This is a genomic window from Dyella nitratireducens, assembly GCF_014642835.1.
Classification (GTDB): Bacteria; Pseudomonadota; Gammaproteobacteria; order Xanthomonadales; family Rhodanobacteraceae; genus Dyella_B; species Dyella_B nitratireducens.
Map to the genome: position 1 here is coordinate 945,154 of NZ_BMJA01000002.1, position 26,519 is coordinate 971,672.

Consider the following 26,519-nt stretch of genomic DNA (forward strand, 5'->3'; position numbering starts at 1 on the left):
GCGACAAAAGCCTCACGCATGCAAATGCCCATGCATCGGGCCGTGGCATAAGCACTCACCATCCTCATCGACCGTACCGAACATATTGCGCAACAGTGCTTCGCCGGGGGTCCATTCGCCGATGGCTGGATGGATCAGCAAAGCCTTGCGTGCGGTAAGCCGGACATTGCTCATGGCTGCGTCAATGGCGGCGCGTTCATAAGCTTTTACTGCATGCACGAGCCCGCGCACTTCGTCGGGCAACGGCGCAATCGGCTCGGGTACGATCGAATCGAGGCTGATGCGTGCGGCCGTTTCTACAATGTCGTCATCCGCCAGATCGGGCAGGGCGCCGCGATTGCGCGTGTTGACCACGATGGTGGCCGGCTTGGCGCCAGTCAATGCACTCATCACGTCGATGGCGATGCGGTGATAGCCGGTGGCCGTCCGGAACGGATCGACCTGCAGGCTTACGTCGGGATCGAACGCCGAGCCGCCTTCCGCCTCCAGCTTCATGTAGGAGCCGGAGCGCTGGTTGAGATAGGCCGCATAAGTTGCTACGGCGCCATCGCCGTCACCGGCCGCGAGGCGGCTCTTCAACGTGTCGATCAACACTTGATTCAACTGCTGGATTTCGGCACCGCGGCTGCCGCCTTGCTGCAGCTGGTTGTGCAGGGCGCGGCGACGCTCGTAGTAGAAGAACAGGTATTCAGTGGGGATGAGCCGCAACGAGCGGATCATGTTGAAATCGAACAACGGTGCGAGATAGAGCTGGCGCAACCGTTCATCGCTGCCGAGCAGGGTATCCATCACATCCCGGCCACGCACGCGCACACCGCGCACCCAGCCCAAGTGGTTGAGGCCGACGTAATCGCATTGCACGTCGCCGAGCGGCTCGCCGAGTGCCTTGGCGATATTGTGAAAAAGCTCGGTGGGCGTATCGCAGATGCCGACCATCTTCACGCGTGCATGGTTGGTGACGGCCTGCGTGATGAGGCCGGCGGGATTGGTGAAATTCACCAGCCACGCATCTGGGCTCAAGCGTTCGACCAGGCGCGCCTGTTCGAGCGCCGCCGGTACCGTACGCAGCGCCATGGCAGCGCCGGCCGGCCCGGTGGTTTCCTGTCCTGGATAGCCGTGCTCGATCGCCGTGCGTTCGTCTGCTGCACGCCCGGCAATGCCGCCAACGCGGATGCTGTTGAGCACGAAATGCGCGCCTTCGATCGCATCCTCTGCCGAAGCGGCGGCGCGCAAGCGCAACGAGCCACCGGATTTGGCCACGATCGCCTTGCCCAGTTCCACCATCACCGCCAACCGTTCCTGATCGGGGTCGTACAGCACCATCTCCGCGGCGCCCAAGGCTTCTGTCGCTTCATCGACACCGAAGATCACCAGCGGTGCGCGCACTCCGCCGCCGCCAATCAGGGCGATCTTACGTTCCATAGGTTTGCTCATAGATACTCCGCAACGAAAAAGAATCGGGTAGTCCTTCCAGCGCACCGATCCGCGTCGTGCACAGGGCGCCGCAAATGCAAGCGCGCCGCAGGCAGTCCTGGGTCGATTCGCCGTTCAATACACCGTCGATATAGCCGGCATCGAACGCGTCGCCGGCACCGGTCATGTCCACCGCATCGACGCGCGGTGGCGGCACGTGCAGCAACTCGCCGTTGACGACGGCTGCGGCGCCCGCTGCGCCCAGCTTGATCACGCCGTGGCGGATGTCCATGAAAGAAGCCCAGTTGCGGAATGCCTCCGCGCTCTCGCCGCCGCTCAGCCACTGGGCTTCGGTTTGATTGGGGAAAAAATAATCGACGGCACGGCAGGTCCATTGATTGACCGGATCAGTCAGCCAATCCGGGCTGAAGCCGACGTCCAGCGAGGTGGTGCAGCCGGCCTTGCGTAAGAGCGGGAACAGGCGCTTGGCCATATCCGCTGCAAGCGGCATGGCGAAATGCACGTGGCGTGCAGCGATCAGTTCGGCACGGATGGTCTCATCGTCCAGGAGTTCCGCCAGGCGGCGGTTGGCGCCCAGATACGTGTAGAAAGAGCGGTCTTCCGCGGTGGAAACGCTCATGGTGACGCCGGTGCCCAGCGGATCGCTGCGCAGCCCATCGGCCGACAAGCCAAAGCCTTGCATACGCGTTTCGAACCAGCTGCGATCGGCTTCGCCAATAAGCCCGATCAAGCGCACGCGGTGTTGCAAGCGGGCCAAGGCGCAGGCAGTGTTGACCGCACCGCCGCCGAGTTCGCGCACATAGTGCTCGGCGTGTACTTCTTCGCCCGCCGCAGGCCAGCGCTGAAATCCACTGAAAACGTGATCCGCATAAATCTCGCCCACGACCACGACATCCCAACGTTTCATGGGCTCTGAAAAGGCCATGCCTTCTTTCTCCATGCATCGATCGCGTAAATCAACGTGCCGCCGACCATCGTTGCGATGCCGGCCAGGATGTGCCGCCAAGGACTGGTGCAGACGATGTAAAGCCAACCGATCACGCTGATCAGCACCGGCAGGGGATACAGCGGCATGCGGAACGTGTCCGCGTTGGGCCGGCCATGCCGACGCAACAACACGATGGCCAGGCATTGCGCCATGTACTGGAACATAATCTGGATCACCATCAGCGCCGCGATCAGATTGTCCAGCGACAAGGTGCAAGCCAGCGCCGAGGCGGCGCCGGTGAACAACAGCGACACGGCAGGAAATTGGCCGCGTGGATGAAGCCGCGCAAAAACACGAAAAAACTGGCCGGATGCCGCAGCGGCATACGGTACGCGTGAATAGCCCAGCAACACCACCAGCGCCGAGCCCCAGCTCGCCAACAGAATCAACAACACGGCGGTGATGCTGCCGGTTCGGCCGTAGATCGACTGCATGAAATCGGCGACCACCGCTTTCGATTGCGCGGCTTGTTCCCAGGGCAGCACGCCGAGCACCGAAAGATTCAGCCCCATATAGAGCAGGGCTACGATGGGAATCGAAGCGAGTACGGCAAGTGGGATGTTGCGTCGCGGTTGCTTGATCTCACCACCCAGCATGCACACGTTGTTGTAGCCGCCGTAGTCGTACACGGCGATCAGGCTGACTGCACCCAGGCCGAGCCAGAAGCCGTGTTTGGAATCGCCACCCGCGTGCAGGAAGCGCGCAGCCAGGTGTGTATCGAAATGCAGCAGACCGCTCAGCACGATCCACACGCACGCACCGATCACCACCACGCTGACGATCAGCGAAAGGCGCTGCACCGAATCGACTCGGCGGTACAGCAGCGCCGTATTGACCAGGCACAACACGACGGCCGCGAGTATTTGCCCTTGATGGCCCAGGCTGGGAATCAAGAAAGCCAGGTATTGCGAGAAGCCGACCGCGGCGGATCCGATCGACAACGGCGCGGTAAGTACGGTTTGCCACAGATAGAGAAAACCGAATAGACGGCCAAGCCCTTCGCTGCCATAAGCCGTGCGCAGGTAGTGATAAGGGCCGCCGGATTCGGGAATCGTGGAACCAAGCTCGGCCCATACCATGCCGTCGCACAGGCATAGCAGCGCACCGGCCAGCCAGCCGACCAGCACCATCGGTCCAGCCAGTGCGGACAGCGCCAGGGGGATGGTGATGAACGGGCCAACCCCGATCATGTTCAGCAGGTTGGCCGAAAGGCCGCCCCAGAAGCCCATCACACGTGGCGGCGCAGCGCTGGTATCGAGCGGCGTGATCACCGTGTCGCCATGCTGGCTTGTATGGGCTCCGTGGGTATCGGTCATTTGCCTGATCACATTCGTCATGCCGTCCCCGCCAGATTATCGGCGCAACGTACGGGCGCCGCGTTGGTTTGATGCAGATCCAGAATCAGGATGTGGTTGTCGCCTTCGGTCAGCCATTCGCTGGGGCAGTAAAGGCATTGCTGCGGTCCGACGTGCCAATAGCGCCCCAGCAGATGACCGTTGATCCACACGTAACCCTTGTTCCAGGCGCGCATGTCCACGTAAACGTCGCCCTGGTTTTGCAGGCGGATGCTCGACTGGAAGAACAGGCCGGGGCGGTCGGGATGGGTGAGTACCGGTTTCAGGTTGGCGACAAAGGCATCGTCAAGCGGCGCGCCATACACCTGCCAGTCGTATAGCTGTTTGCCGTCCAGGCGTACGTGGCCGACCAGGCCTTTGTGGTCGCCGGTTTGGGGGCCGAAATTGATGTGCCCGAAACTGTCGACCAGAATATCCAGCGTCATCTCACCAGCATTGCCGTGATGTGCGAGATGCAGGTCGGGCGATGAATGGAGCCGAGGATCGCGCACGCGCGAAATGCTGCCGTGCTCGGCCTGATCGATATGCACCACGGCGTAATCGCGCACGCCGTCGATATGCAGTTGCCGGCCACGTTTGACGGTTTTGCGATACACCACCAGCCCCTGGTTCTGCCGCAGCAATTGTTCGTTGCCGGCGGGCAGGTGGGTGGGGACGGGTGTCGTGGGCAAGTTATCCCAGAGCGAGGCGAACGGCGCAGGCAAGACGTCTGCGAAAGAGCCTCTGGGGCAGGGCGGCGGCACGGATGGAAGCGTGTCCACGTTTGCGCCGCCGATCACTGTGCGCAACACGTGATACGCCGGTGTCGCATCGCCGCGCTCGTCGATCGGCGCGCCGTAATCGTAGCTGGTGATCACCGGCTGAAAATGGGAGCCATCATCGTCTGCATTGGCGCCGGCGGTCAGGCCGAAGTTGGTGCCGCCGTGCACGACATACAGGTTGAAGGAATAACCGCCGGCCATGATCTTGCGCAGCGCATCAGCGCAGTCTTTGTGCGCCAGCTCGTGCTCACCCCAATGCGTGAGCCAGCCAGGATAGGCTTCGCCAACCCAGACCGGTGCATGCGGCGCGAAATGCACGCCTTCGCGCAGTTGCGGTGGCTCTGCGCCGTCAAGGCCAAGCACCGCACCGGGTAGATAGGCGTGCCGGCGCTTGAGATCGGGCAAGACGTCGGAAATCGAAAACGGCCCAATGATGCCGTGTGCTCGCCATAGATCGCGAATGGCCTGCAGATACCCGACGTCGGCATCGAACGAGGAATATTCGTTTTCCACTTGCAGCATCAGGATCGGACCGCCGGCATCGGCCATCAGCGGCGCGATCTTCGGCGCGATGGCTGCGATATAACGCCGGACTGCCGCCATGTAATCCGGGTCATGCCGGTCGCGCAGCTTGATGTCTTTGTCGCGCAGCAGATAAGGCGGCAGGCCGCCCATGTCCCATTCGCCGCATATATACGGGCCGGGACGCAGATACACCCACATGCCTTCCTGCTGGCAAAGCTTGATGAAGCTGACAAAGTCGCGATTTTCCGAGCTGAAGTCGAAAACCCCAGGTTCGCGTTCCAGGTAATTCCACATGACATACAGCGCAATGGTGTTGAGGCCCATCGCCTTGGCCATGCGGATACGGTGCTGCCAATGTGATTTGGGAATGCGCGCAGGATGCATTTCACCGCTGCGAATCTGAAAATGCGCGCCGTCCAGCATGAAATCGTGATCTTGCAAAATGAAGCGATGCGGCTTGCCGTCCGGGATCGGCGTCGCAATGCCATGCGCGCCTTCGCTGTCCGCGGCGAGGATGCGGCGATCCATGGCCAAGGTGGAGAGCAGGGCGATACGAATGAATTCGCGGCGTTTCATCTGCAAAGGCCGTCATCCATCAGGGTGCAAGGGATAGTTCCCTCCCCTGCGAGCAGGGGAGGGAGCAGCGTTGCGTCGCTGATGAGATATGACGCCGATCGCATCAGAAGTTGTATTTCACCGTCAGCAACGACGTCATGCCCGTATCGACAATGTCGGAAATCGTCAAATTACGTTTCCCGATATGCGCCCAATAACTGTAGTTGTCGGCCAGGTTGGAAATGGAAAAATCCACCTGCAAGCCGTTGTTGAACGCGTAGCCCGCATGCAGATCCAACCGCTTGATCGGGCGTATCCACAAGTCGTCCCACGGTGCACCCTGGTTCAAGAAGTCGTAGTTCGCCAGCCACGCGCTGGTGTAGTGATAGCTCAGGTTGAGCGAAAAGCCGTTCTTCTCATAGAACACTTCCGCGTTCGCCATGAACTTCGGCGCGCTCTGCATTTCTTCGTTCTGGAAACCAGGTATGCCCAGGTTCACCTTGGTGTTCTGGCGCGTGGCATTGAAACCGACGCCGAGACCGTCGAATGGAGCGGGCAGGAATTTGAACTTCTGATGGCTATCCAGCTCGATGCCGTAAACGCGGCCGTTGCCGCCGTTTTCGGGAGTCTTGTAGAACACCGTGCCTTCGCCGTTGGTGTTGGAGTTGGCCTGTCCGCCGCCGGCATCGTAGATGTAGTGGCTCAGGTGTTTGTAGAAACCGGCCACCGACGCGTAACCGCCGTTGTCGTTGCTCCACTGGCCGGAGAAGTCGAGGTTGGTGGCCTCGATCGCCTTCAGGTTGGGATTGCCACGCGTGATGGTGGTGATGCCATCGGAGGTGCTGATGGAAGAGCTGCTGCCCAACTGGTAAAGAGAAGGACGCGTATAGCTTTGCCACAGGGCGACGCGATAGATGCTGCCGTCGGTTGGCCGGTAATTCACGAACACACTGGGCAGCGGTTCGTTGAAGACCGAGTGGTTGCTCTGGAAATAGCCGGGTATTTCGTTGCCTGAACTGTCCTGCGGTACCACCCAATAGGTGTTTTCGATACCGGTGTGTTCGAAGCGCAAGCCGGGAATGATCTCCAGGTTGCCGATGTTGAAGGTGGCTTTGGCATAGATGGCGCTGACTTCCTCTCTGCCGCGCAAGGTGTCGCAGTTGTAGTTGTTGACGTAGAGGCTGTCGCCGCACGTATCCAGATCGCTATCCACCAGATATTGCTGGATCAGGTTGGCGACGCCGGACTGGCTGACCTTGGGTGATTTCCAGTTGTACTGGCCGGGGAAAATGGCGTTCCAGTTGCCATTGAAAATGCCCAGATCACCCAGGGTTGTCACACCATCATTGATACCCGCGGTGGACCAGTCGCGATCGCTGAAATTGCGTACGCTGTCGGTGAACTTGGCGCCGATCTGGATTGACGACAGACTGCCGTCGGTAAAATCGTAGCGAGCGTCGATCTTGGCACCGCCCTTGCGCTGGCCAGAATAAATCTCGGTGAGCTCGCCGTGGTCGTTGGCGTACAGCGAGGGGATGTCGTTGACCTGGGCCAGCAGCGCCGGCGTCAGCTGTGGATACGGGAAGCTGCCTGCACCGTAACTCATCAGCGTGCTGCCACTGTAGGGAAAGTTGGTCTGCGAGTACTTGTCTTCGCGGCCGTCGATTTCCACGTGGTTCGGGCGATCGTTGTCACCGAAGCTGTAGAACACATTTGGCGAGATCGTCCAACCACCCATGGTCTTGTCAGCGCCCCACTGGAACGTGGCCAAATCGGCGATTTCCGGATTGGTCTCGAACCAGTAGCGGGCGGCGATACGGCCAATGTTCGGCGTATAGACACCGCTGGTGCCGACTTCCTGGTATGTCACGTTCTGCGGAATCAGCTGAGTGAAGGACGTGTTTTCCGTGGTCTGTGCGTAGGCATAGGACATGCGCAAATAGGTGCTGAGCGTTTCGTCCACTTTCCAGTCGAACGAGAAATTGCCGCCATAGCGGCGCTCATAACCCGGCACCACGCCGACGTCCATACCGGTGCTGGTCAGATTGCTGGCCGGGTCATAGCCCGGTGCACTTTTACCGGTGGCCGTGGTATGCGCGAATTGCCACGACCCGTCGTTATAGGCGCTGGTAGCAGCCGCCTCTTCACTGTTCACGTAGGTGCGGTAGTCGTAATACGCGCTGGCATAAACGCCGAACTGTTTTTCGCTGCCGAATTTGGTCTGGAAATCGGCCGCCGCGCCACCGCCGAGGCCGCTGTCGCCGTAATCGCGCGCACGGCTTTCCGAGCGGCCACTGACCGAGACACTGCCGCTCATGTCCTTGGCGAAGTCGTATGCAGTCGGTGTGCGGAAATCCACCGTGCCGCCAATCGCATCGCCGTCCATATCGGCCGTCGATGTTTTATTCATCACAATGGTCTGCAAGCCGGAGGGCGGCAGCAAACTCAACTGCACGCTGCGGCTGTATGGCATGCCTTGCGCGACGTCGACACCATTGATCAGATTGACGTCATAGTCGGCCGGCAGGCCGCGCACCGTGGCGTAGACACCTTCGCCACGCGCCGCGCCATCGACGCCGGAAAAATAACCCGAACCGGTGTTGGTGACATTGACGCCGGGAATCAGGCCGAGCGCTTCGGCGACGTTATGCACGGCAGTGTGTTGCAAACTCGCCGCCGACAACACGTTGACCGAGTTGGGGGCGTCCATCTGCATGGTGGAGGCATCGTAGCGATTGGCTGCCACGATAAGGCCTTTGAGCTCGGCGACCTTTTTCAGGCTGATGTTCAATGTGGCCGGACTGCTGTCACCTACGGTGAGCGGGGTATGTGCCGTGGCGAAACCTGATTGCGTCACGGAGACGGTATAGCTGCCTGCCGGTACGTTGGCGAAAACGAAATTGCCGTCCTTATCTGCCAGGGCGGTGTAGCTGGTGCCATCCAACGACACTCGTGCATTGGCGACAGCTTGCCCTGAATTGTCCTGCTGCAAATGACCGTGTACTTCGGTCGCCAAGCTCGGTGTCGCTGCGAATACAGCAATCATCGAGACGGCGATCGCCAAATTTTTACGCTTTAAACCAGCCGTTTTCATTCGGGCTCTCCGACTTAAGGATGTGACCGTCCGACGGGCTCTCCCCCCGCAGCGTTCGGCCTGTATAGGTGTGTACGACGCAGCGACCACGGCCTGCGGTGCAAGCCGTTGGCGCACGAACCGAATGCGATCGAAAGATCGATCAGCAGACCGGCAGGCGAGTCGTCAGGTCGATAAAAGGATTTTCAGGCGGCAAATGGCGGCGGCGAATAGCCGGCAATGCATTTGCCACGGGCGCGAAGCGCGCTTTTCTTGGCTTGATCGCGTACGGAAATGGATTTGCACTGTCCCTTGGCGGCACAGGCACGGGCGACCACTGCCCAGGCGCAGCTCGATGTACTTTCAGTGTTGGAACAGCGGTTCATGTAAATACCGTTCCTACCAAGCCCTGTGAGCGACAGTGGTCCAAAACAATGGAGGGTTAGGCCTCATGGTGACGTGTCCTCTTTTTTCCCCCTAGAAGAAAACGTCAGTCCATCTACTACACCAACCTATCATCCACATAGGCAATAAGGTTTTACCCTTTGGTCATGCGCTAAGTCAACAAGTTTTTTGTCGGAAAAACGCGGGTTTTTGGTGAAATCGTTCTCGACGTGTTTGTGTCGCAGTGCAATATTGGTCTGTGCGATAAGTTTCTAATCACCGCGCCGTCGAGAGTTGTCTCGAGTGACTGGTTTGGCGATGAAATGGGTTGTTGATGACAGGCTTGCTTCGCAAGTGTCGTTGCGCTTAATTGATTAATGTTGTTTCAGAGCGAACCGTCATTCCGGCCTTCGCCGGAATGACGTCGAGGCAAGACTAGCTTTTCGCGGCAAGCGACACTTCGAAGATCGAAGAGCGTGGGGATATATCAGGACTTGTCCCCAAGCTTATGGGTCTTTCTTACGCACAGATGAGCTATAGCCATCATCCAACGTATGCAGGAATGCGATGATGTCTTGAATATCTTTAGTAGTCAGAGCTGGCGCATCGCCGACGTGCAGGTCGAAGGGCGCATCGGTGACATCCACGTTCTTCTGGTACGCAGCGGGGATGTCGTTGTACAGCGCCAGTTTTCCACTCGCATCGCGCGGATAAATCTTCTCCGGCGCCACGCTGCGCAAATTGTAGAAGTCCAGCACCTGTGTCAGGTTGTGATAGACGCCGTTGTGAAAGAACACCGCGCGCCGGTCGACGTTGCGCAGGGTAGGGGTGAGGAACATGCCGCAATATTGCGTTTGATTAGCGAGATCCTTGCGGAACGGACCGCACACGCCAAGATCGAAAAAGCGTGGATCTTTGTTGAGTGCCAGCTCTGGATTGCGCGGTACGCCGAGCGCTTCGTATTGCGTATCGGTAAACAGCGGCGGCAGGCCGTCGCGGGTGGGTTGGCTGATATGGCAGGCGGCGCAATTGCCTTTCTTCGGGTCGTTGAATAGCGCCAAGCCGCGCATTTCCTGCGCTGTCAGGCGGGCCTGCCCTTGCAGCCATGCGTCGTACTTGCTGGTGAAGGGGTGGAAGGAACTGTCTTCAATTTCAAAGCGGCCGATGGCGAACATCGCTTCGTCAACGAGTTGCTGCGGGTCGTGAACAATGCCGGGGCCGAACAGTTGCGCGAAGGACTGGCGATAGCGGCTGTTGGCCAGTTTGAGAGCGACGGCATCAATACTGGTATTGGCCATTTCCACCGGATTGAGCATGGGAATGATGGCTTGACGTTGCAGCGAATCGGCACGGCCATCCCAGAACAATCCACCCTGCGGCACCATCGGAACAGTGGCCGGTGTGGTTCCAGCCGATTTACTCGCGCGCGGATCGTTGCGATTGGAAGCTGCCACGTTATTGAGGTCGACGGGTATGTCGGTATCAGCGGCATCCGGCCCGATGCTGAAAGGCATTTGCCGATACAGGTACGCCAGCGACGGCGGTGGACGAAAGCCGGCTTCTTTCATATGCGCGCCGCCGGGTTGCACGGTCAACGCGTTCGGCGGGTTGTAACCGTGCTTGGGGTCATGGCAGGAAGCGCAGGATTGCTTGCCGGAGCCCGATAGCATCGGGTCGAAGAACAGCGATTTGCCGAGCTGCGCGACGGCGCTTAGCGGCGCGGTTGGTGGAAGCAGCAGATGCACCGGATGCGGGTTGAGGCCACTGTTGTCCGATGGCGAAGACTGTTCGATGAAGGCGTAGCTGGCGGCGCAGCTCAATGCGCAGATGGCGCATAGGGCGGGCTTGAATAGACGGAAGCGTTTCTGCTGTGTGGGCTTGTTCGATGACATGGATTTCTGCGGCGCTTCAGACGATGGCATGCAATGCCTTGCAGACATCAAGCATAGCGAGAATCCTTTCTTTTCAGAGCGAGTCGTCATTCCGGCGAAGGCCGAGGCGCTTTACAACAGCGAAGCTGGTCAATCCGTCGCCAATGCGAAGCATGGATTCCGGCCTTCGCCGGAATGACGTCCGGAAGAGCCCTAAGCTCGCGGCATTGCCCCAATCCTCCCCTGCTTTCCGCAGGGGAGGGAGTTTTTCCTAGGGAGGCGTGCCTATCCCACCATCAAGAACGCCAGGGCTTATGAACCGGCGTACCCTGATCCGGATCCAGGAACAGCTTGCGCGCATGCTCGTGATCGATGCGACGGTTGAAGTCGAACAGACTCATGATGCTGCCGGTGCTGGCATCGTTCGAGCCTTCGCCGATACGCTCGCCATGCAGCCAGTTGTCTTCGATGAAGCGCACCACCGAAGCCTGCGTGAGGCGTACATCACCGACATAGTTCTCACGCGCATACGGCGAGATGACCAGGAACGGAATACGCGTGCCCGGACCGCAGCGGCCGTTGACTTTGCCACCGTTCACGCCCACGCCTTGCTTGGCATCCGGTCCATTGCAGATGCCGGGGCCGTTGAGCTGATCCGCACCAACCACCGAGCCTTGAGGCGTGGTGCTGTCGAAGGACGAGGTGGTCGGTGAGGCGTAGCGGTGGTCGTACCAGCCATCCGAATCGTCATAGGTAATGATGACGGCGGTGTTCTTCCAGTCGGGCTGTTTCTGCAGGAAGTTCAGCACCTTCACGACGAAGGCCTGCTCGTCGAGCGGATCGGAATTGCCCGGGTGCGCATCGCCCACGGCGGGAGCCTTGATATAGCTGACCGACGGGAAGTTGCCCGAGGAGACGGACTTGAAGAAATCCTGCACGTCGTACTCGTGGTGCACCGGCGTGGCGCCGCTGTCCTTGTCGTCGGTATAGCCGATCTCGTCCACGGAGGTTGGCCGCGCATGCGTCGGGTTCGAGGTGGTGGCGTAATACTGGAACCAGTTGTGATGCGGCACATAGTCCGTCTTGGCACCGCCGAGCACGCTCGAATAGGTGCTGCGGGCGCAACCGGTCGTGCCGTTGGCGTTGGTCGCCGCCAGATCGAAACCGCCCATGAAGCCACCCCAGGTGATGTGGTGGGCATTAAGCAGGTCGCCGATGTTCTTCGAGGTCATCACGACCGTGCTGGACGTCGACGAGCACATGTCATAGGCCGGATCGGTATCGCCGATCAGGGTCAGGCCGCCCTGGCCATCGGGAACGGTCGAGGCCGAACCCAGCACCACCTTGGCGCCGTTGTTGGTGCCCGACACCACTTCGATGGCGCCCGGCGTCGACGGACCATAAGTATCGGTATACGCGTTGTCGTCCATGGCAAAGTGCTGCGCGTAATTCCACATCGCCGTGACGGTGTTGCCGTCGAAATAACCCATCACCAGACCATGCGTGCCGAAAGCGCCGGTGCTGCTGACGGTGTTGTTGCCCGTGTACTCGGGGAAGAGATCGGCCTTGCCGTTGTCATAGGCCAGCTGTTCCGGCGTGTAGCTGTGGTTCTGGCCTTCGGTATTGGCCTGGGTACGGTCGAGGCGGAACGGGTTGACCGCATTGACGCCATTGCCCGGGTTGAGCTTGTTGGGGTTCTGCGTCAGCAGCTCAGGCGTAAGTCCGTCGACTTGCGGTGTCCAGGGCTTGGCCTTGAACTCGGGTTCGCCGGGCGGGTTGGTGGCCACCGGATAGGTGCCGAAGTAGTGATCGAACGAGCGGTTTTCACCGAAGATCACCACCAGGTGCTTGATCGGTGTCGCAGTGGGAAGTTGATCCTGCGGCGAGCGCCAGGATCCAGGCCAGGAGGGGAAGTGCTGCGAGTAAGCCTGCTGGCTCGACGACGAGTCAACTTGGGCATAGGCGGCAAACGCGATGCTCATGGTAGCGATCGACGCAGGCAGCCATGCCTTTCGTAACGTGCGAAGACTGAACATGTGAAAACTCCTGATATAGGTACAACGACACAGGGCTGATATCAGACCAAGTTCAACGGATTCCCCCTTGCAGCCATGCCGAAGGCCGCGGCCCTGGCATCGCGGCTATTGAACTACTTGGATATGAAGGTTCCGGGACAATTGCCGGCCCACCATGCCGCTGAGCGTAGGTTGGGGTGCAAACCCCAACATCGAAGTCCATATGTATGGCGATGTTGGGGTTTGCACCCCAACCTACGTCAGCCGGTCACCGAAGGGTTTCCCGTCTCCAGATGTCCGGTGTAACGGCGAATCCAGCTTGCATCGCCGCTGACCGTGATGGTGAAGTCGTACCAGCCGTTGGTTTTTGCGACGGCGGCGAAATAAGTGTCGACCGTGGCACCGGCGGCGACGTTGTAAGTCCAAGGCCCATCCGTCGTGTAGTTGTTGGCGGTGATGGTGAAGGTGACCGATCCGCTGTCACCGTTGGTCAGCGCAAAGTAGATCGCCAGTTGTCCCGATACGGGATCGATGGCATACGACGAGGTAACGCTGCACGGCTTGCCCGCATCGTTGAGATTGCCGGCAAAACGGCGCAGGAAGCGATTGGGGCCGATCACGGTCAAGTCATATTCGCCGCTGCCATAACCCGTGCCGACGTTGAAGTAATCGCTGACCGATCCATTGCTGCCATTGGCGTAAGGCGCAACCGTGTATTGCCACGGGCCGCCGCTGCGGTAAGCATTGGCGTAAGCCGCCAGCGGCACCGCACGCGTGGCGACGGCACCGACGTTGAGCATCTCGATCCAGATCAGGATCTTCCCATTCGCGCCGTACTGGATCGAAGAGATATTGGCATCCGGCTGGTAGGGAAGGGCGCGTGCGGTGCGCGTGCCAGACTCTTGCACCGGCAAACTGTTGGGCGCATTGCTAGCGGTGGGATTGGGCAGCGGATCACACGTGCCGGCGCGATTGATGATGGTGCTGGTGGCGGGCAGATTGGCTGGCAGGCCCGCAATCGGATTGGCGAAATCGAATGCACCGGTCAGGTCGCCGCTGACCTGGCGCCGCCATGCACTGATCGATGAGCAGATGGCCGGCGTGCCCAACGCGCTCGTCCATGTTTCCAGGAACCGGATCACCGAGGTGTGATCGTAGATCTGCGAATCGACGACACCACCGCGAGTCCACGGCGAGCAGATCATCATCGGTACGCGAAAACCCATGCCGATCGGCTGCGCCTGGCCATTGACGGTAATGAACTCGGCGGCGGTGCCGCTCGGCGGAACCGGCGGCGGCACGTGATCGAAGAATCCATCGTTCTCGTCGTAGTTGAGGATAAGCACGGTGGCGTTGAGCGTATCTGCGTTCGCCGCCAAGGCCTGCAGCACCAGGTTGATGAAATGCGCGCCGTTGTCCGGCGGCGCGTCGGGATGTTCCGAGTAATCCTGGCTGGCAACGATCCAGCTCACCTGCGGCAGCGTGCCGTTGAGCACGTCGTTCTGAATCGCCAAGGCAATATCGTTGGGTGTTGAACCGGTGGTGCTCGGCACTGACGCCATGCCTTGCTGATACAGCGGGCTGGAAGTCGGTGCGTTCGCGAACTGGCTGAAAAAGGCCAGGCCGTTGTCGCCGAAATTGTCCGAGGCGTTCTGATATACCTTCCAACTCACGCCTGCGGACTGCAGTTCCTCGGCATAGGTCTCCCAGGTGAGACCGGATTCCGAACCGCCATCATAGGCCGGGCCACCGTTGTTTCCCGACGGATCGATCATGCCGCTCCATAGATACGTGCGATTCGGTCCGGTAGCGCTGAGAGTGGAGCAGAAATAGTGATCGCAGACGGTGTACGCATCGGCGAGCGCGTAGTGAAAGGGAATATCTTGCCGCGTGAGATGACCAAGCGTGCGCACCGTACCCTTGGCTGACACCCACGCATCCATCTTGCCGTTGTTCCACGCGGAATGCTGAGTCGACCACGTATGGTCGAGACTGCCATCGCACTGCGTGATCACTTCGCCGGTTTGCCCGGCAGCGGACGAGGTGGTGTCAAACGCCCACGGGTATTGGCGTGACAAACCATTGGGTTGATCGAACACCGAATAGCCGCCGGATAGCGTAATGCCGGCTTTGTCGGCAAAACCACGCACACCTTGCAGCGTTCCGAAATAATGATCGAAGCTGCGATTCTCCTGCATGAGAATCACCACGTGCTTGATGTCGGTGATGGTGCCCGTACTTTCGGTGGAAGCAGCGCGCGCTGGCCTGATGGTTCCGCCCAGTGCATATCCGGTGGCGCCAAGTGCGGCGGCTTTGATCGACAACGCAAGAAACTTACGGCGATTCATCTCGACCATGGGAGCCTCACGCCTGGTTGGGTTGTTCGATCAACGATAGGTGTTCTGTATGCCGATTTTGTGACGTGGATTGGATAGGTTGTGCGCGATGGCGATGTTGTTTTTTTCACGTGCGTTGCACGTGCTATGTGCAATGTGGGTTGTTCGCGCTCTTCTTGATGGATGCGTCGTAGTTGCCATGGAAGTTGCCTGGTTTAACGGCGATCTTTCAGGTTGCCTCACCGTCATTCCGGCGAAGGCCGGAATCCATCGCCGGTACGAAGCATGGATTCCGGCCTTCGCCGGAATGACGATAAGGCAAGACTGGCTTTTGGCGGCGAATGACGCTTGTCGACATCTCGGCGTATGTATCCTGCCGATGTCGATTCATGGATTCGGCGTCAAGCCTTCCACATGCCGAACAACATCATTCTTGCGCGCCTCGCTGATGACGAATTCAACAAACGTCGACACGCGGCGAGGCAGATTCTTCCTGGCGGGATAGTAAATGCAAATGTCGCTTCGCCGAGCCGATAGATGCGGAAGTACTTGCTTCAACTTGCCGGAAGCGATCAGCGGATACGCGTGATGTGCGCCGATCAGCGTGATGCCGCAACCGGTGGCGGCAAGTTCGGCCTGGGCTTCCGTGTCGGTGACGATCAATCGCGAGCGCGGTTGAATAACGTGCTCTTTGCCCTGTTCGTGCAATTTCCATGTTTCGATTCGGCCCGTGGTGGGCGAGCGAAACACGATGAGCTGGTGATCTTCCATGCCCTCGATGGATGAAACCTTGCCATGGCGCCTGAGGTAGGCGGGTGAGGCGCAGAGGATAAGCGTCAAAGGAGCAAGGTGGCGTGCGATGACGCTGGATTCCGTCTCATGCCTTTGCCCGATCGCGCAATCGAAACCTTCGGAAATGAGGTCGACATGCCGGTTTTCGAAATGCAGGTCGAGCGTTATGTCAGGAAAACGCTCGCGGAACCGAACCAACGAAGGAAGCAGCACGGTTCGGCTGAAAGCAATAGGCAGCGAAACCTTCACGGTTCCCTTGGGGCGGCCTTCGTCGGATGAAAGCGTTGCGATGGCATCTTCGATCTGTTGTGCGGGTTGTTGTATCAGCGCGTATAGACGCTGCCCTTCCTCAGTAATCGAAAGCTGCCGCGTTGTGCGTTGGAACAGACGGCAGCCAAGTACGTCTTCAAGCGCGCCGATTTGTTTGCTGACGGCGCCAGGCGTGATGCTCAGCAAACGAGCCGCGGCAGAAAAGTTGCCGAGCTCATAGACGAGCGTAAACATTTTTAGGGCCTTGAGAAGGTCGATGGAGTCATTGCTGGAGGTGTTCATTTGTTCCTCTGACTCACAACTGTTTCAACGTTGGCTAGCATAGACGAGGAGAGTCACCACAGTGAGAATTGGCACGGTAACAGCTTCTTGTCGATGAAAACGGTGGCCGTTCGGCCGATGTGCGCAAGTCTGCTTCTCTCCCGCAGGGAAAGAACTTTTTCGGAAAACTGTGTGTCGAACATCGCACGTTAGATGATGCGCGCTGGATCAGGAGCAAGCGATGGTTGTCGAATACATTCGTTACAAGATTCCGTCCAAAGATATCCAAGCGTTCGAAACGGATTATGGCGTTGCTGCGGAAGCCCTTGAAGTATCGGATCATTGCGGGGGCTATGAGCTGTCCCGGTGCCTGGACGAGCCCGGTCGATACGTCTTGCGCATCGAGTGGGACTCCGTCGACGGGCATATGCAGGGCTTTCGAAACAGCGATGCGTTCCGCAGGTTCTTTTCCGCCATAAAGCCGTATGTCAGCCAGATCGAAGAAATGCAGCACTACGAGCTTACGTCCGTGAAGTCGGCTTCGCCGACGGCCTGACGTATTACGCGATGCATCTTTTCATGCGCGTGGGCAACGTAACACGGTGTAAGGAAGTCTGGCTGATGATGGCTGCCAATGACCATGATCTGGAAGCATGGTTGCTTGCGTTGCCGGCCTATTTATCCGCAGCGGGTAGCGCAGTCCCTGGCGCCGGCCAGGATATGAAGAAACGGTGCGAGCGTATTTGGATCTTGGCCTCGCGCATCGAACCCGACATGCGATGCGTGCTGGATTGGTGGCAGAACGATGCACTGGTGGCGCTTGAAGGGCTCACGCCGCGGGAAGCCCTGGAAAACGGGCAGGGCGACAAGCTCGAAAAGTATTTGATCGACATCCTTGCGGACTGTTGATGGTTAGTGCCTGTCTCGACGCGCGCCCATGATGCGGCCTCGGATCGACAGTCGGGCAGCGTGGCAATGGGTTTGCGCCGGATCAGCGATACGGCAGGGCGCAAACGACATCCAACGGCTGCCCCTCTTAACTCATTGATAAATATGACAGTCGACTTGCGTGGCTTCAGGGCTTCCGCAGGCGGCCGATATTCCTGTCATATGAGCCAGCTCACCCGTACCCCCGTTCCATCCAACCTCTTTGGTGCATTGGCCGCCACCATTGCCCACGCCCATACGCTGGAGGCGCTGGCCCGGCCACTGCTCGAACTCCTGCAGACGGTCACGGGGATGGAGTCGACGTATCTGACCAAACTGGACGAGCCCGAGGGTGTCCTTCGCGTTCTATACGCCCGCAACACCCATCGCCTGACCATTCCAGAAGGTTTGTCGACGCCCTGGGCGGGCACCCTTAGCAAACGTGCCTTGGATCAAGGCCGGTTCCATATGGATGACGTCGGGAGTTATTGGGCAGATTGCGAGGTCGCTCGATCGCTGGGGATAGTTGCCTATGCGAGCGCCCCGGTCCGCGAAAAAGGCGGCGAGCTTTTCGGCACCTTGTGCGCCGCCAGCAACGAGCGCAGGCCGCTCTCTGAAACGGCGGTCCATGGCTTGGCGTTGTTCGCCCAATTGATCAGTCAGCAGGTTGACCGGGAGCGATTGCTTGCCGCCTTGCAGCAGGCCAACAGCTCGCTGGCCGCGATGGCGTTGACCGATGCGGTAACGCAGTTGCCCAATCGGCGGGCCTTGCTGGAGGACATGCAGCGGCGCCTTGTATCGCATCAAAACGATCAGGCGTTGATCGTGGCCTTTATCGACCTGGATAACTTCAAGCCGATCAATGACCGGCACGGGCACGAGGCTGGTGACCAGTTCCTGCAGACGGTGGCGAAGCGGCTTCGACGGATGCTGCGCGACAGCGACATGGCTGCACGCATTGCCGGCGACGAATTTGCCGTACTGGCCGTGGAGCAGCGTGCGAAAGCCAACGAAGCCGCGGCCGCGTTATCCCGGCGATTGGAGGGTGCCACACGGGGCCGCTTCAAGCTGGATACCGCGCTTGTCGACTACGACGGCGCGAGCGTCGGCGTCGTTGTGGCCGAGCCGGGTTGCTTCAGTGCCCAAGCGCTGCTGGACAAAGCCGATGCGGCGATGGACGCCATCAAACGGTCACGGAAGCGCAATGCGTCGTCATCGGTGCCGGTTGGTAAAATTGTTGCCCGCTACGAATGGCCCGTCATCGAGTGACATCATTTCGCAGGATTCGGCTGGCCTGAAATAACCCGCTCTTTGTCCCTTGCGGACATTCCTATATCCTTTTCGTTCAAGCAGTCTTAGAGAGGGGCAAAAGCCTCGAGAATTATTTCATTCGTGTGACGCATGGAAGGTCCTCTTCGATGAGGCATGACGCAAAACCTTCCTTGCCTCGAATAGAAAACTCACACGGAAGCACATCATCTCAATGCCCAGGGCGGTAAAGTACCTGCGGTATTTAGTCGGCTGGTAAAGCCCGACACATCAAGGGGAATTTGGATGTTCAAAGACTCATTGCGGGCGCGCCTGTTATTGCCCGTGCTGGCTTTAGTTCTGGCGTCGGTCGTTGCGACGGTTATTGCATTGGCCTGGGTTGAGGCCAATCGCGTCCGCGTTGAAGCGCAAAACGCGATTGAGAATCAGAGTCGCGGGTTGCTCAGCATTTTCAGCGTCACGCATTCCATCATGTTGGATCGCGTACGCAGCTCCATGCACTTGCTGCGCCAGGAAACCGACGATCAGGGTACTCCCGGCGTGGGTCAGCCCATTACCGTGGATGGCCGTCAGGTCAATGATTTGCTATTTGGCGGCAAGCCGCAGGGCAATCAGTTCCAGATCGTCGACAGCGTAACGGCCATCATGGGTGGTACGGCCACGCTGTTTACCGCAGCCGGCAATGACTTTGTTCGTGTAACCACCAATGTGAAGAAGGACAACGGTGACCGTGCCGTGGGCACCATGCTTGACCCGAATGGTCAGGTGATCGGGGAGATCCGCAAGGGCCTCAGCTTTTACGGTGTCGTGGATATTCTTGGCTCGCCGTACGTGACGGGTTATGAGCCCATCTATGATGGCAATCACGACAAGCCGATCGGCATCTGGTACGTGGGCTACAAGACGGACCTGGATGCCCTCAGCAAAGTCGTCAGCAACAGCCGCGTGCTGGATTCCGGCTTTATCGCCATGCTCGACAGCAAGGGCAAGCTGCGCTTCCACTCCAATGAGGGCGCCGCCGCCGACCCGGCGTTCATCAACAAAATCATCCAGGAACAGCCATCCGACTGGACGGTGCAAAAGCGCGACGTTCCCAACTGGGGTTTCACCCTGGTAGCGGCTTACCCGAACAGTGACATCGACAGCGCCATCATCCGCCAAACGATCTGGATCAGCCTGATCGGCGTGGTGATCTGTCTGCTGTTGCTGGGCTTGCAGTACGTGCTGATTGAGAGCCGCGTGCTGCGGCCGATCAAGCGCCTGACCGAGGTGGCCGACGCGTTGAGCATGGGCAAGATGAATAACGTCATCGAAGAGGTCAAACTCAAGGATGAGATCGGCACGTTAGCCAAGGCCATTGCGCGTTTGGCCAACAGTGTTCGATTGGCTATGGATCGGCTTAGCAAGCGCTGAGCTATATTTCCTGAACTTTACGGGAAACGAAGATGGTTACCGAATTTCGGCCACTGATCGAGGTATTGCGCGAGTTGCAAAGGCTCGTGCAAAAGAAGGTGTCCGGTCACTTCTTTATTGCTACCGAAAGCAATCACTCGTCCATGATTTTGCTGCGTAACGGCCAGGTGGACGAGGTGACGTTCAGCCGTTACCGCAGCGACGAGGCCGTCAAGCAGCTGGCCGGCGTATCGGCCGCCCGCGCCCGGTTTCAGCCGGGCAAGTTCGATGCGTCCGCGGGCAGGACACCGTTGGGTGAGGCTGCCTTGCAATGGCTGCTTGGCGGTTTCGAAAGCGACAAGGCCGTGCAACAGCGCGTGGCACCAGCCGCCGCGCCCAGTGCGCCACCTAAAACGGATGCCGAAGCAAGCCGCGAAATAGTCGAAAAGGTGACGCTGACCTACCTGGGTCCCATCGGTACGCTGATCTGCGATGAAGCGTTTTCCAGTTCCGGCAACATGGATCAGGTGCTGGAGCAGATTGGCTCGAATCTTTCCACGCCGGAAGAAATCCGGCGATTCATGGAAGAAGTGCGTTCAGCCTTGGCCAGGGGTTGATGCGCGGCGTGGCACCACCACGCGCCGCGTGTACGGCGAATCTCGATCGAATAGCCGGGGCTTGTTTCAAGCTTGCCGAGTGTTCGATGGCGCATTATATTAGATAAATCTAATATTCGAATGTTTCTATGCATCCCTGGCTCTTTGCCGCCCTTGGCGGTGGTCTGATCGGACTGTCTGCCGTGCTGTTGATGGGCACGCTAGGGCGCATTGCGGGCATCAGCGGCATTGCGGCAGGCCTGCTGTCGCGTACGTTGGCAGGCGATCGCGCTTGGCGTGTGTGCTTCGTCTTCGGGCTTGCCACGGCGCCCGTGTTTTTGCGCTGGTGGCCAGATATCCATGTGGGAGTACCCCAGGTGGGCTGGCCCTGGATGGTGGCGGCCGGCTTGCTGGTCGGGGTGGGCACAAAACTGGGCAGCGGTTGTACCAGCGGCCACGGCGTATGCGGGATGGCCCGTCTGTCGTCACGCTCCATGCTGGCAACCGTCGTGTTCATGTCGGTTGCCATCGCCACGGTTTACGTGGTGCGGCACGTGTTGGGAGGCTTGCCCGCATGAAATGCCTGATAGCCGGATTGGCAGGCCTGATATTTGGCGTGGGCCTTGTGCTCAGTGGGATGGCGCAACCCGCCGTGGTGTTGGGTTTTCTGGACGTGGCCGGGGCATGGGACCCCCGCTTGCTGTTCGTGATGATGGCGGCGGTCCCGGTCACGATGATCGGCTACCGCTGGGTATGGCGGCGATCCGCGCCATGGTTGGCCGATGGTTTTCGCCTGCCGGAAAGCCGCCGTATCGATGTGCGTCTTGTGGCCGGCGCAGCGCTGTTTGGCATCGGCTGGGGGCTTGCCGGCTATTGCCCGGGCCCGGCCCTGGTGTCGCTGGCAAGCGGCCTGTTGCCGGTGTGGGCGCTGGTTGTCGCGATGCTCGTGGGCTGGCGGTTTGCTGATCGCATTTGAAAGGAACCCATTTATGACTGCGCCAGAGATCAAGGCTTTTTTCGATGCGGCTAGCAACACCTTCAGTTACGTGGCTTGGGATCCGGCAACGCGTGAGGCGGCGATCATCGATAGCGTGCTCGATTTCGATCCGGCCTCCGGACGCACGGGCCGTGCTTCGGCGGATGCCATGGCCGCCTTCGTGCAAGACATGCGTTTATCGGTGGCCTGGCTGATAGAAACCCATGTGCACGCCGATCACCTGTCGGCAGCACCGTATCTGCAAACGCGTTTGGGCGGAACCATCGGTATTGGTGAGCACATCGTGGATGTGCAGCTGGTGTTCGGTGGCTTATTCAACGCCGGCACGGCATTCCGGCGCGACGGCAGCCAATTCGGCCATCTGTTCAAGGATGGAGAACGCTACCGCCTCGGCAATATCGAGGCCATCGCGTTTCACACGCCCGGCCACACACCGGCCTGCATGACGCATGTGATCGGCGACGCTGCTTTCGTGGGCGATACGCTGTTCATGCCCGACTATGGCTCCGCACGCTGCGATTTTCCAGGCGGCGATGCCGCTACGTTGTATCGATCTTCCCGCAAGCTGTTCGAATTGCCGGACGATACCCGGGTTTTTTTGTGCCATGACTATAAGCCGCTCGGGCGCGACACCTATGGATACGCAACGACGATAGGCGAGCAGAAACAAAACAATATCCATCTGCATGAAGGTGTGACCGAAGAGGAGTTTGTGCGCATGCGCACAGCGCGGGATGCCACGCTGGCCATGCCGCGCCTGTTGCTTCCATCGGTGCAAGTCAACATGTGCGCGGGACACTTGCCGCCTCCCGAGGACAATGGTCTTCGCTACCTCAAGCTGCCGCTGGATGCGCTATGAAGAAAACCACCACCAACACGTCTCGTCAGCAGCAGGCAGGCGGGCTGGATATCCGGGCCATGCAACGCCGCGCCGATGACGTCGTCGCCATGCTCAAGGCCATCGGCAACCAGAACCGCTTGCTGCTTCTGTGCCAAATGGTGGACGGCGAGCGTTCGGTCAACGAACTGGCCGAGAATCTGGACGTTGCGCAAAGCGTGGTGTCACAGCACCTGGCCTTGCTGCGCCGCGAGGGTCTCATCAAGGGGCGTCGTGAAGGGCAGTCGATTTTCTATGACATCAGCGATGAGCGCGTTCACGCGTTGATGGCGGCGCTTCATGACGTGCTCTGCAAGAAATAAACAGCTGCAAGTGCCAGAAACGTCGCCTTCACTAGCGCAGCGGCTGAGGCTGAGGTATCTCCACGTTTTTTTATCATTCCGGCAAGAACCGAATTTCGCGTCAATACAGTTTCAGCGCGAATCATCATTCCGGCGAAGGTCCACTGCTGTCCGGGGAAGTTTCGTAGTACCTCACCGTCATTCCGGCGAAGACCGGAATCCATCGTCAATACGGAGCATGGATTCCGGCCTTCGCCGGAATGACGGTGAGGTAGGATTGAATTTTTCCGCAGCGAACGACGTTTTTTTGTATTGAGAAACACGTCAAGGAACTTCGTATGATGAACAGAAGTGAGCTGTCACTCTCGAAGACTCGATCGCATTAGGATGGGATGCATGACGCAGGCCTGGCCGCCCATGCAAATCGAACCGCTCGCGGAAGACGCATGGCTTTTGCGTCTTGGTGGCACCATCGATATCGACGTGAATGCGCGCGTGCATGCAGCGGCGGCCAGGCTTCGATCGGGACTTGCCGATGTGGAATGCGTACCTGCCTATGCAAGTTTGCTGCTGCGCTTTGATCCGATGCGCTGGCTGGATAATGACGGCGATTTTTCCGGGCAGCGCTTGCGCGGCGCCATCGACGCTGCTCTGCAACAGGCAGGTGCATCGGAAACGGCACCGCGTGAGCTGATCATTCCTGTTTGCTACGGCGGGGAAGCAGGCGAAGATCTGCACGATGTCGCGGCGCACACGCAACTGTCGCCGGAAGAAATCATTGCACGCCATACCGCCCCGACTTATCGCGTTGCCATGCTCGGCTTCGCGCCGGGGTTTCCTTATCTGCTTGGCCTCGATCCCGCGTTGGCCATGCCGCGGCGAAGTAGTCCACGTACCAGCGTGCCAGCCGGCAGTGTGGCTATCGGCGGACAACAGACAGGCATCTATCCACAGGCATTGCCTGGCGGGTGGCAATTGATCGGCCGTACGCCGTTGCGGCTGTTCGATGCGACGGCTGGTGCGCCGTCCTTGTTGCTCCCGGGTGACCGTGTTCGCTTTCGGGCGATTGACGGGCACGAGTATCGACGCTTCGCCGCAGCGACATGAGTATTGAAGTCATCAAACCCGGCCTGCTCAGCAGCCTGCAAGATGCGGGACGCCGCGGTCATGCCGCACTTGGCGTGGGTCGCGCGGGTGCGATGGATGAGCCATCGTGGCGCCTCGCCAATGCGCTGGTGGGCAACAGGGATGAAGAGGCCGCGCTGGAGATCACGCTGGCCGGTCCCACCCTGCGTTTCCGGCAGAGTGCAGTGATTGCCATCACGGGCGGAATCCTCGAAGCGCGCGCGGATGGCCAGCGCTTGCCGTTGTGGACGAGCTGCTTTCTGCCCGCAGGCACCGTGCTTCGTCTTGGCGTCATGCGCCATGGCTGCCGCAGCTATCTCGCGGTAAAGGGTGGCTTCGACGGCGAGCCTGTGCTCGGTAGCCGCAGTACCGATCTGCACGCACGCATGGGTCGAGCCATCCAGGCCGGCGACATCTTGTCCATCGGCGCGCACGCGGGTGCGCGCTGGTTTCGTTCCGGCAAACAGATACGGGCGCTGCGCTGGGGTCTCGATCCACAGCCATGGCTCGACTATGCACAGGCACCGTTGGCGTTGGTGCGCGGACATCACTACGCGGCACTCGACGACGCGTCGCAGCGCGCACTGTTTGCGCAACGCTTCCTGATCAGCAAGGACAGCAACCGTACCGGCAACCGGCTGGACGGCACGCCGCTGCGACTGCGCGAGCCGTTGGAACTGATATCCGAAGCCACGCTGCCTGGCACGCTACAGCTGCCGCCCTCGGGGCAGCCGATTCTGCTGCTGGCCGAAGCGCCGGTTACGGGTGGCTATCCACGCATCGGCCAGCTCGCCGCGGTGGATCTTCCACGTATCGGTCAGCGTCGGCCGGGCAATGGCGTATATTTCCGCGAGACTTCCATGGATGAGGCATGGCAGCGCCTTCGCGATCGCGACGTATCGCTGCGACGTCTGCTTCAACGCATCGAACAACGGCTGGAATCCACATGAAAAACCCCTTCGCCAAGACCATCGATATCAACAGCGACCTGGGTGAATCCTTCGGCGCGTGGCGCATGGGCAACGACGCCGCACTGCTTGCCATCGTCAGCTCGGCCAATATCGCCTGTGGCTTTCACGGTGGCGATCCGGACATCATGCGTGGCACCGTGGCCATGGCCGTGCAGCATGACGTGGCGATGGGCGCCCACGTGTCGCTGCCGGATCTACAGGGTTTCGGCCGCCGCGAGATGGCGGTGACGCCGAACGAAGCCTATGCGCTCACGCTGTACCAGATCGGCGCATTGCACGGATTTGTGCAAGCGGCCGGCACGCGGTTGCACCATGTGAAGCCGCATGGCGCGCTGTACAACATGGCAGCGCGCGACGCGAAACTGGCGGCGGCCATCGCACGTGCCGTGCATGATTTTGATCGATCACTGTGCTTGTTCGGCCTCGCCAATTCGGCACTGATCGATGCGGGCAGGGCAGTGGGCCTACCGGTTGCTGCCGAGGCGTTTGCCGATCGCCGCTATTGTTCCGATGGCACGTTGCAATCGCGGCGCGAACCGGACGCGCTGATCCAGGAAAGCGATGAAGCTATCGCCCAGGCGATGGCGATGGCACGCGAAGGACATGTGCGCGCCATCGACGGCAGCATCGTCGCGCTGCAGGCCGACACCTTGTGCGTGCATGGCGACGGCGCGCATGCCGTGGATTTCGCGCGCCAGCTGCGTGCCGCACTGGAAGCCGCCGACATCGGCATTGCACCCCCGCATGGCATGGAGAGGCATGCATGAATTACTGGCCGCTGTTGGGCGTCGTGGTCATCGTCATCGGCTTTGCGCTGCGATTCAACGCGATCCCTGTGGTGGTTTGCGCAGCGCTCGTCAGTGGTTTGCTGGCCGGATTGCATCCGCTCGATCTGTTGGCGCTATTGGGCAGGAGTTTCGTTTCCTCGCGCGTGCTGTTGCTGTTCGTGCTCACCCTGCCTGCCATCGGCCTGCTGGAACATGCCGGATTGCGTGAGCATGCCCAGCAATGGATGGGACGGTTGCGCGGGCTCACGCTCGCGCGCCTGTTGATCGGTTACCTGCTGGTGCGCGAAGGGCTGGCGATGCTGGGCCTCACCGGTGTTGCCGGTGCGGCGCAAACGGTGCGTCCGCTGCTGGCGCCCATGGCCGAGGCTGCCGCGGAGAAGATTCACCCGCACCTGAGCGACACCGATCGCGATGAGGTGCGCGCCGTCGCTGCGGCGACTGACAATATCGGCCGCTTCTTTGGCGAAGACGTGTTTATTGCGCTGGGCGCCGTGCTGCTTATCCAGGGTTTCTACGCGCAACACGGCATCGAGCTCACGCCGTTGTCCATCGCGTTGTGGGCATTGCCCACGGCGATCGCCGCCTTCGGGATACAGTCGTTGCGTATCTGGTTGTTCCAGCGCCGCCTCGTACGCCGGGCCAGGGCGGCCTGAGC

The 26,519-nt window shown here is 59.7% G+C and carries 23 protein-coding genes; 14 read left to right on the plus strand and 9 right to left on the minus strand.

The window, feature by feature from the left end; genetic code table 11:
• Nucleotides 1-12: 12 nt before the first annotated feature.
• The 6 genes from IEX75_RS15035 to IEX75_RS15065 form a co-directional block, all read right to left on the minus strand.
• Nucleotides 13-1,422, minus strand: a complete 1,410-nt coding sequence (locus IEX75_RS15035) for a family 4 glycosyl hydrolase (protein WP_423373208.1) — start codon at nt 1,420-1,422, stop codon at nt 13-15.
• Nucleotides 1,412-2,341, minus strand: a complete 930-nt coding sequence (locus tag IEX75_RS15040; protein WP_188795097.1) for a carbohydrate kinase family protein — start codon at nt 2,339-2,341, stop codon at nt 1,412-1,414. Before IEX75_RS15040 ends, IEX75_RS15035 begins: the two co-directional genes overlap by 11 nt.
• A complete protein-coding gene (locus IEX75_RS15045) occupies nt 2,338-3,651 on the minus strand; it encodes an APC family permease (protein WP_229720901.1) in 1,314 nt (437 codons plus the stop codon). The genes IEX75_RS15040 and IEX75_RS15045 overlap by 4 nt, the downstream gene beginning before the upstream one ends.
• 104 nt (nt 3,652-3,755) lie before the next feature.
• Complete coding sequence (locus IEX75_RS15050; protein ID WP_188795098.1) at nt 3,756-5,639, minus strand: beta-galactosidase; 1,884 nt, start codon at nt 5,637-5,639, stop codon at nt 3,756-3,758.
• 103 nt (nt 5,640-5,742) lie between these two features.
• Entirely contained in the window at nt 5,743-8,664 is a 2,922-nt protein-coding gene (locus tag IEX75_RS15055) for a TonB-dependent receptor (RefSeq protein ID WP_229720847.1), read from the minus strand.
• Nucleotides 8,665-9,581: 917 nt separating this feature from the next.
• On the minus strand, nt 9,582-10,967 hold the full coding sequence (locus IEX75_RS15065; protein WP_229720848.1) for a cytochrome-c peroxidase: 1,386 nt from the start codon (nt 10,965-10,967) through the stop codon (nt 9,582-9,584).
• Between IEX75_RS15065 and IEX75_RS15070 the strand changes: the two genes are divergently transcribed.
• Nucleotides 10,966-11,145 (plus strand): hypothetical protein, encoded by a 180-nt coding sequence (locus IEX75_RS15070; protein ID WP_188795773.1) that lies wholly within the window; start codon nt 10,966-10,968, stop codon nt 11,143-11,145. The two genes, IEX75_RS15065 and IEX75_RS15070, sit on opposite strands and share 2 nt — an antisense overlap.
• A 97-nt stretch (nt 11,146-11,242) precedes the next feature.
• Here the strand turns inward: IEX75_RS15070 and IEX75_RS15075 are convergent, their stop codons facing one another.
• The 3 genes from IEX75_RS15075 to IEX75_RS15085 all read right to left on the minus strand — a co-directional run bounded on the left by IEX75_RS15075 (nt 11,243) and on the right by IEX75_RS15085 (nt 16,641).
• Nucleotides 11,243-12,982, minus strand: coding sequence for a phospholipase C (locus IEX75_RS15075; protein WP_188795102.1), 1,740 nt, complete (start codon nt 12,980-12,982; stop codon nt 11,243-11,245).
• A 239-nt stretch (nt 12,983-13,221) separates the two neighbouring features.
• Nucleotides 13,222-15,318: a phosphocholine-specific phospholipase C gene (locus IEX75_RS15080; protein ID WP_188795103.1), complete on the minus strand. Its 2,097-nt coding sequence runs from the start codon at nt 15,316-15,318 to the stop codon at nt 13,222-13,224.
• Nucleotides 15,319-15,684: 366 nt separating this feature from the next.
• A complete protein-coding gene (locus IEX75_RS15085; RefSeq protein ID WP_188795104.1) occupies nt 15,685-16,641 on the minus strand; it encodes a LysR family transcriptional regulator in 957 nt (318 codons plus the stop codon).
• Between the two features lie 220 nt (nt 16,642-16,861).
• Between IEX75_RS15085 and IEX75_RS15090 the strand changes: the two genes are divergently transcribed.
• From IEX75_RS15090 to IEX75_RS15150, 13 genes are all read left to right on the plus strand, one after another.
• A complete protein-coding gene (locus tag IEX75_RS15090; protein WP_188795105.1) occupies nt 16,862-17,176 on the plus strand; it encodes a putative quinol monooxygenase in 315 nt (104 codons plus the stop codon).
• Between the two features lie 23 nt (nt 17,177-17,199).
• Complete coding sequence (locus IEX75_RS15095) at nt 17,200-17,529, plus strand: hypothetical protein (RefSeq protein WP_188795106.1); 330 nt, start codon at nt 17,200-17,202, stop codon at nt 17,527-17,529.
• A 201-nt stretch (nt 17,530-17,730) separates the two neighbouring features.
• The gene (locus IEX75_RS24375) at nt 17,731-18,816 is read left to right on the plus strand and encodes a GGDEF domain-containing protein (RefSeq protein WP_188795107.1); all 1,086 of its coding nucleotides are present in this window, start codon (nt 17,731-17,733) and stop codon (nt 18,814-18,816) included.
• 285 nt (nt 18,817-19,101) lie between these two features.
• A complete protein-coding gene (locus IEX75_RS15105) occupies nt 19,102-20,229 on the plus strand; it encodes a Cache 3/Cache 2 fusion domain-containing protein (protein WP_188795108.1) in 1,128 nt (375 codons plus the stop codon).
• Nucleotides 20,230-20,261: 32 nt separating this feature from the next.
• On the plus strand, nt 20,262-20,825 hold the full coding sequence (locus IEX75_RS15110) for a DUF8082 domain-containing protein (protein WP_188795109.1): 564 nt from the start codon (nt 20,262-20,264) through the stop codon (nt 20,823-20,825).
• 128 nt (nt 20,826-20,953) lie between these two features.
• On the plus strand, nt 20,954-21,382 hold the full coding sequence (locus tag IEX75_RS15115) for a YeeE/YedE family protein (protein WP_188795110.1): 429 nt from the start codon (nt 20,954-20,956) through the stop codon (nt 21,380-21,382).
• Nucleotides 21,379-21,780, plus strand: a complete 402-nt coding sequence (locus IEX75_RS15120) for a DUF6691 family protein (RefSeq protein WP_188795111.1) — start codon at nt 21,379-21,381, stop codon at nt 21,778-21,780. The genes IEX75_RS15115 and IEX75_RS15120 overlap by 4 nt, the downstream gene beginning before the upstream one ends.
• A gap of 13 nt (nt 21,781-21,793) precedes the next feature.
• Nucleotides 21,794-22,660, plus strand: coding sequence for an MBL fold metallo-hydrolase (locus tag IEX75_RS15125; RefSeq protein WP_188795112.1), 867 nt, complete (start codon nt 21,794-21,796; stop codon nt 22,658-22,660).
• Entirely contained in the window at nt 22,657-23,001 is a 345-nt protein-coding gene (locus IEX75_RS15130) for an ArsR/SmtB family transcription factor (protein WP_229720849.1), read from the plus strand. Before IEX75_RS15125 ends, IEX75_RS15130 begins: the two co-directional genes overlap by 4 nt.
• Before the next feature lie 375 nt (nt 23,002-23,376).
• The gene (gene pxpB, locus IEX75_RS15135) at nt 23,377-24,087 is read left to right on the plus strand and encodes a 5-oxoprolinase subunit PxpB (RefSeq protein WP_188795113.1); all 711 of its coding nucleotides are present in this window, start codon (nt 23,377-23,379) and stop codon (nt 24,085-24,087) included.
• Nucleotides 24,084-25,055 carry a 5-oxoprolinase subunit C family protein gene (locus tag IEX75_RS15140; protein ID WP_188795114.1) on the plus strand — a complete coding sequence of 324 codons (972 nt, stop codon included), beginning with the start codon at nt 24,084-24,086 and terminating at the stop codon, nt 25,053-25,055. The genes pxpB and IEX75_RS15140 overlap by 4 nt, the downstream gene beginning before the upstream one ends.
• Nucleotides 25,052-25,843 carry a LamB/YcsF family protein gene (locus tag IEX75_RS15145; protein WP_188795115.1) on the plus strand — a complete coding sequence of 264 codons (792 nt, stop codon included), beginning with the start codon at nt 25,052-25,054 and terminating at the stop codon, nt 25,841-25,843. Before IEX75_RS15140 ends, IEX75_RS15145 begins: the two co-directional genes overlap by 4 nt.
• Nucleotides 25,840-26,517, plus strand: a complete 678-nt coding sequence (locus tag IEX75_RS15150) for a DUF969 domain-containing protein (protein WP_188795116.1) — start codon at nt 25,840-25,842, stop codon at nt 26,515-26,517. Before IEX75_RS15145 ends, IEX75_RS15150 begins: the two co-directional genes overlap by 4 nt.
• Nucleotides 26,518-26,519 lie beyond the last annotated feature (2 nt).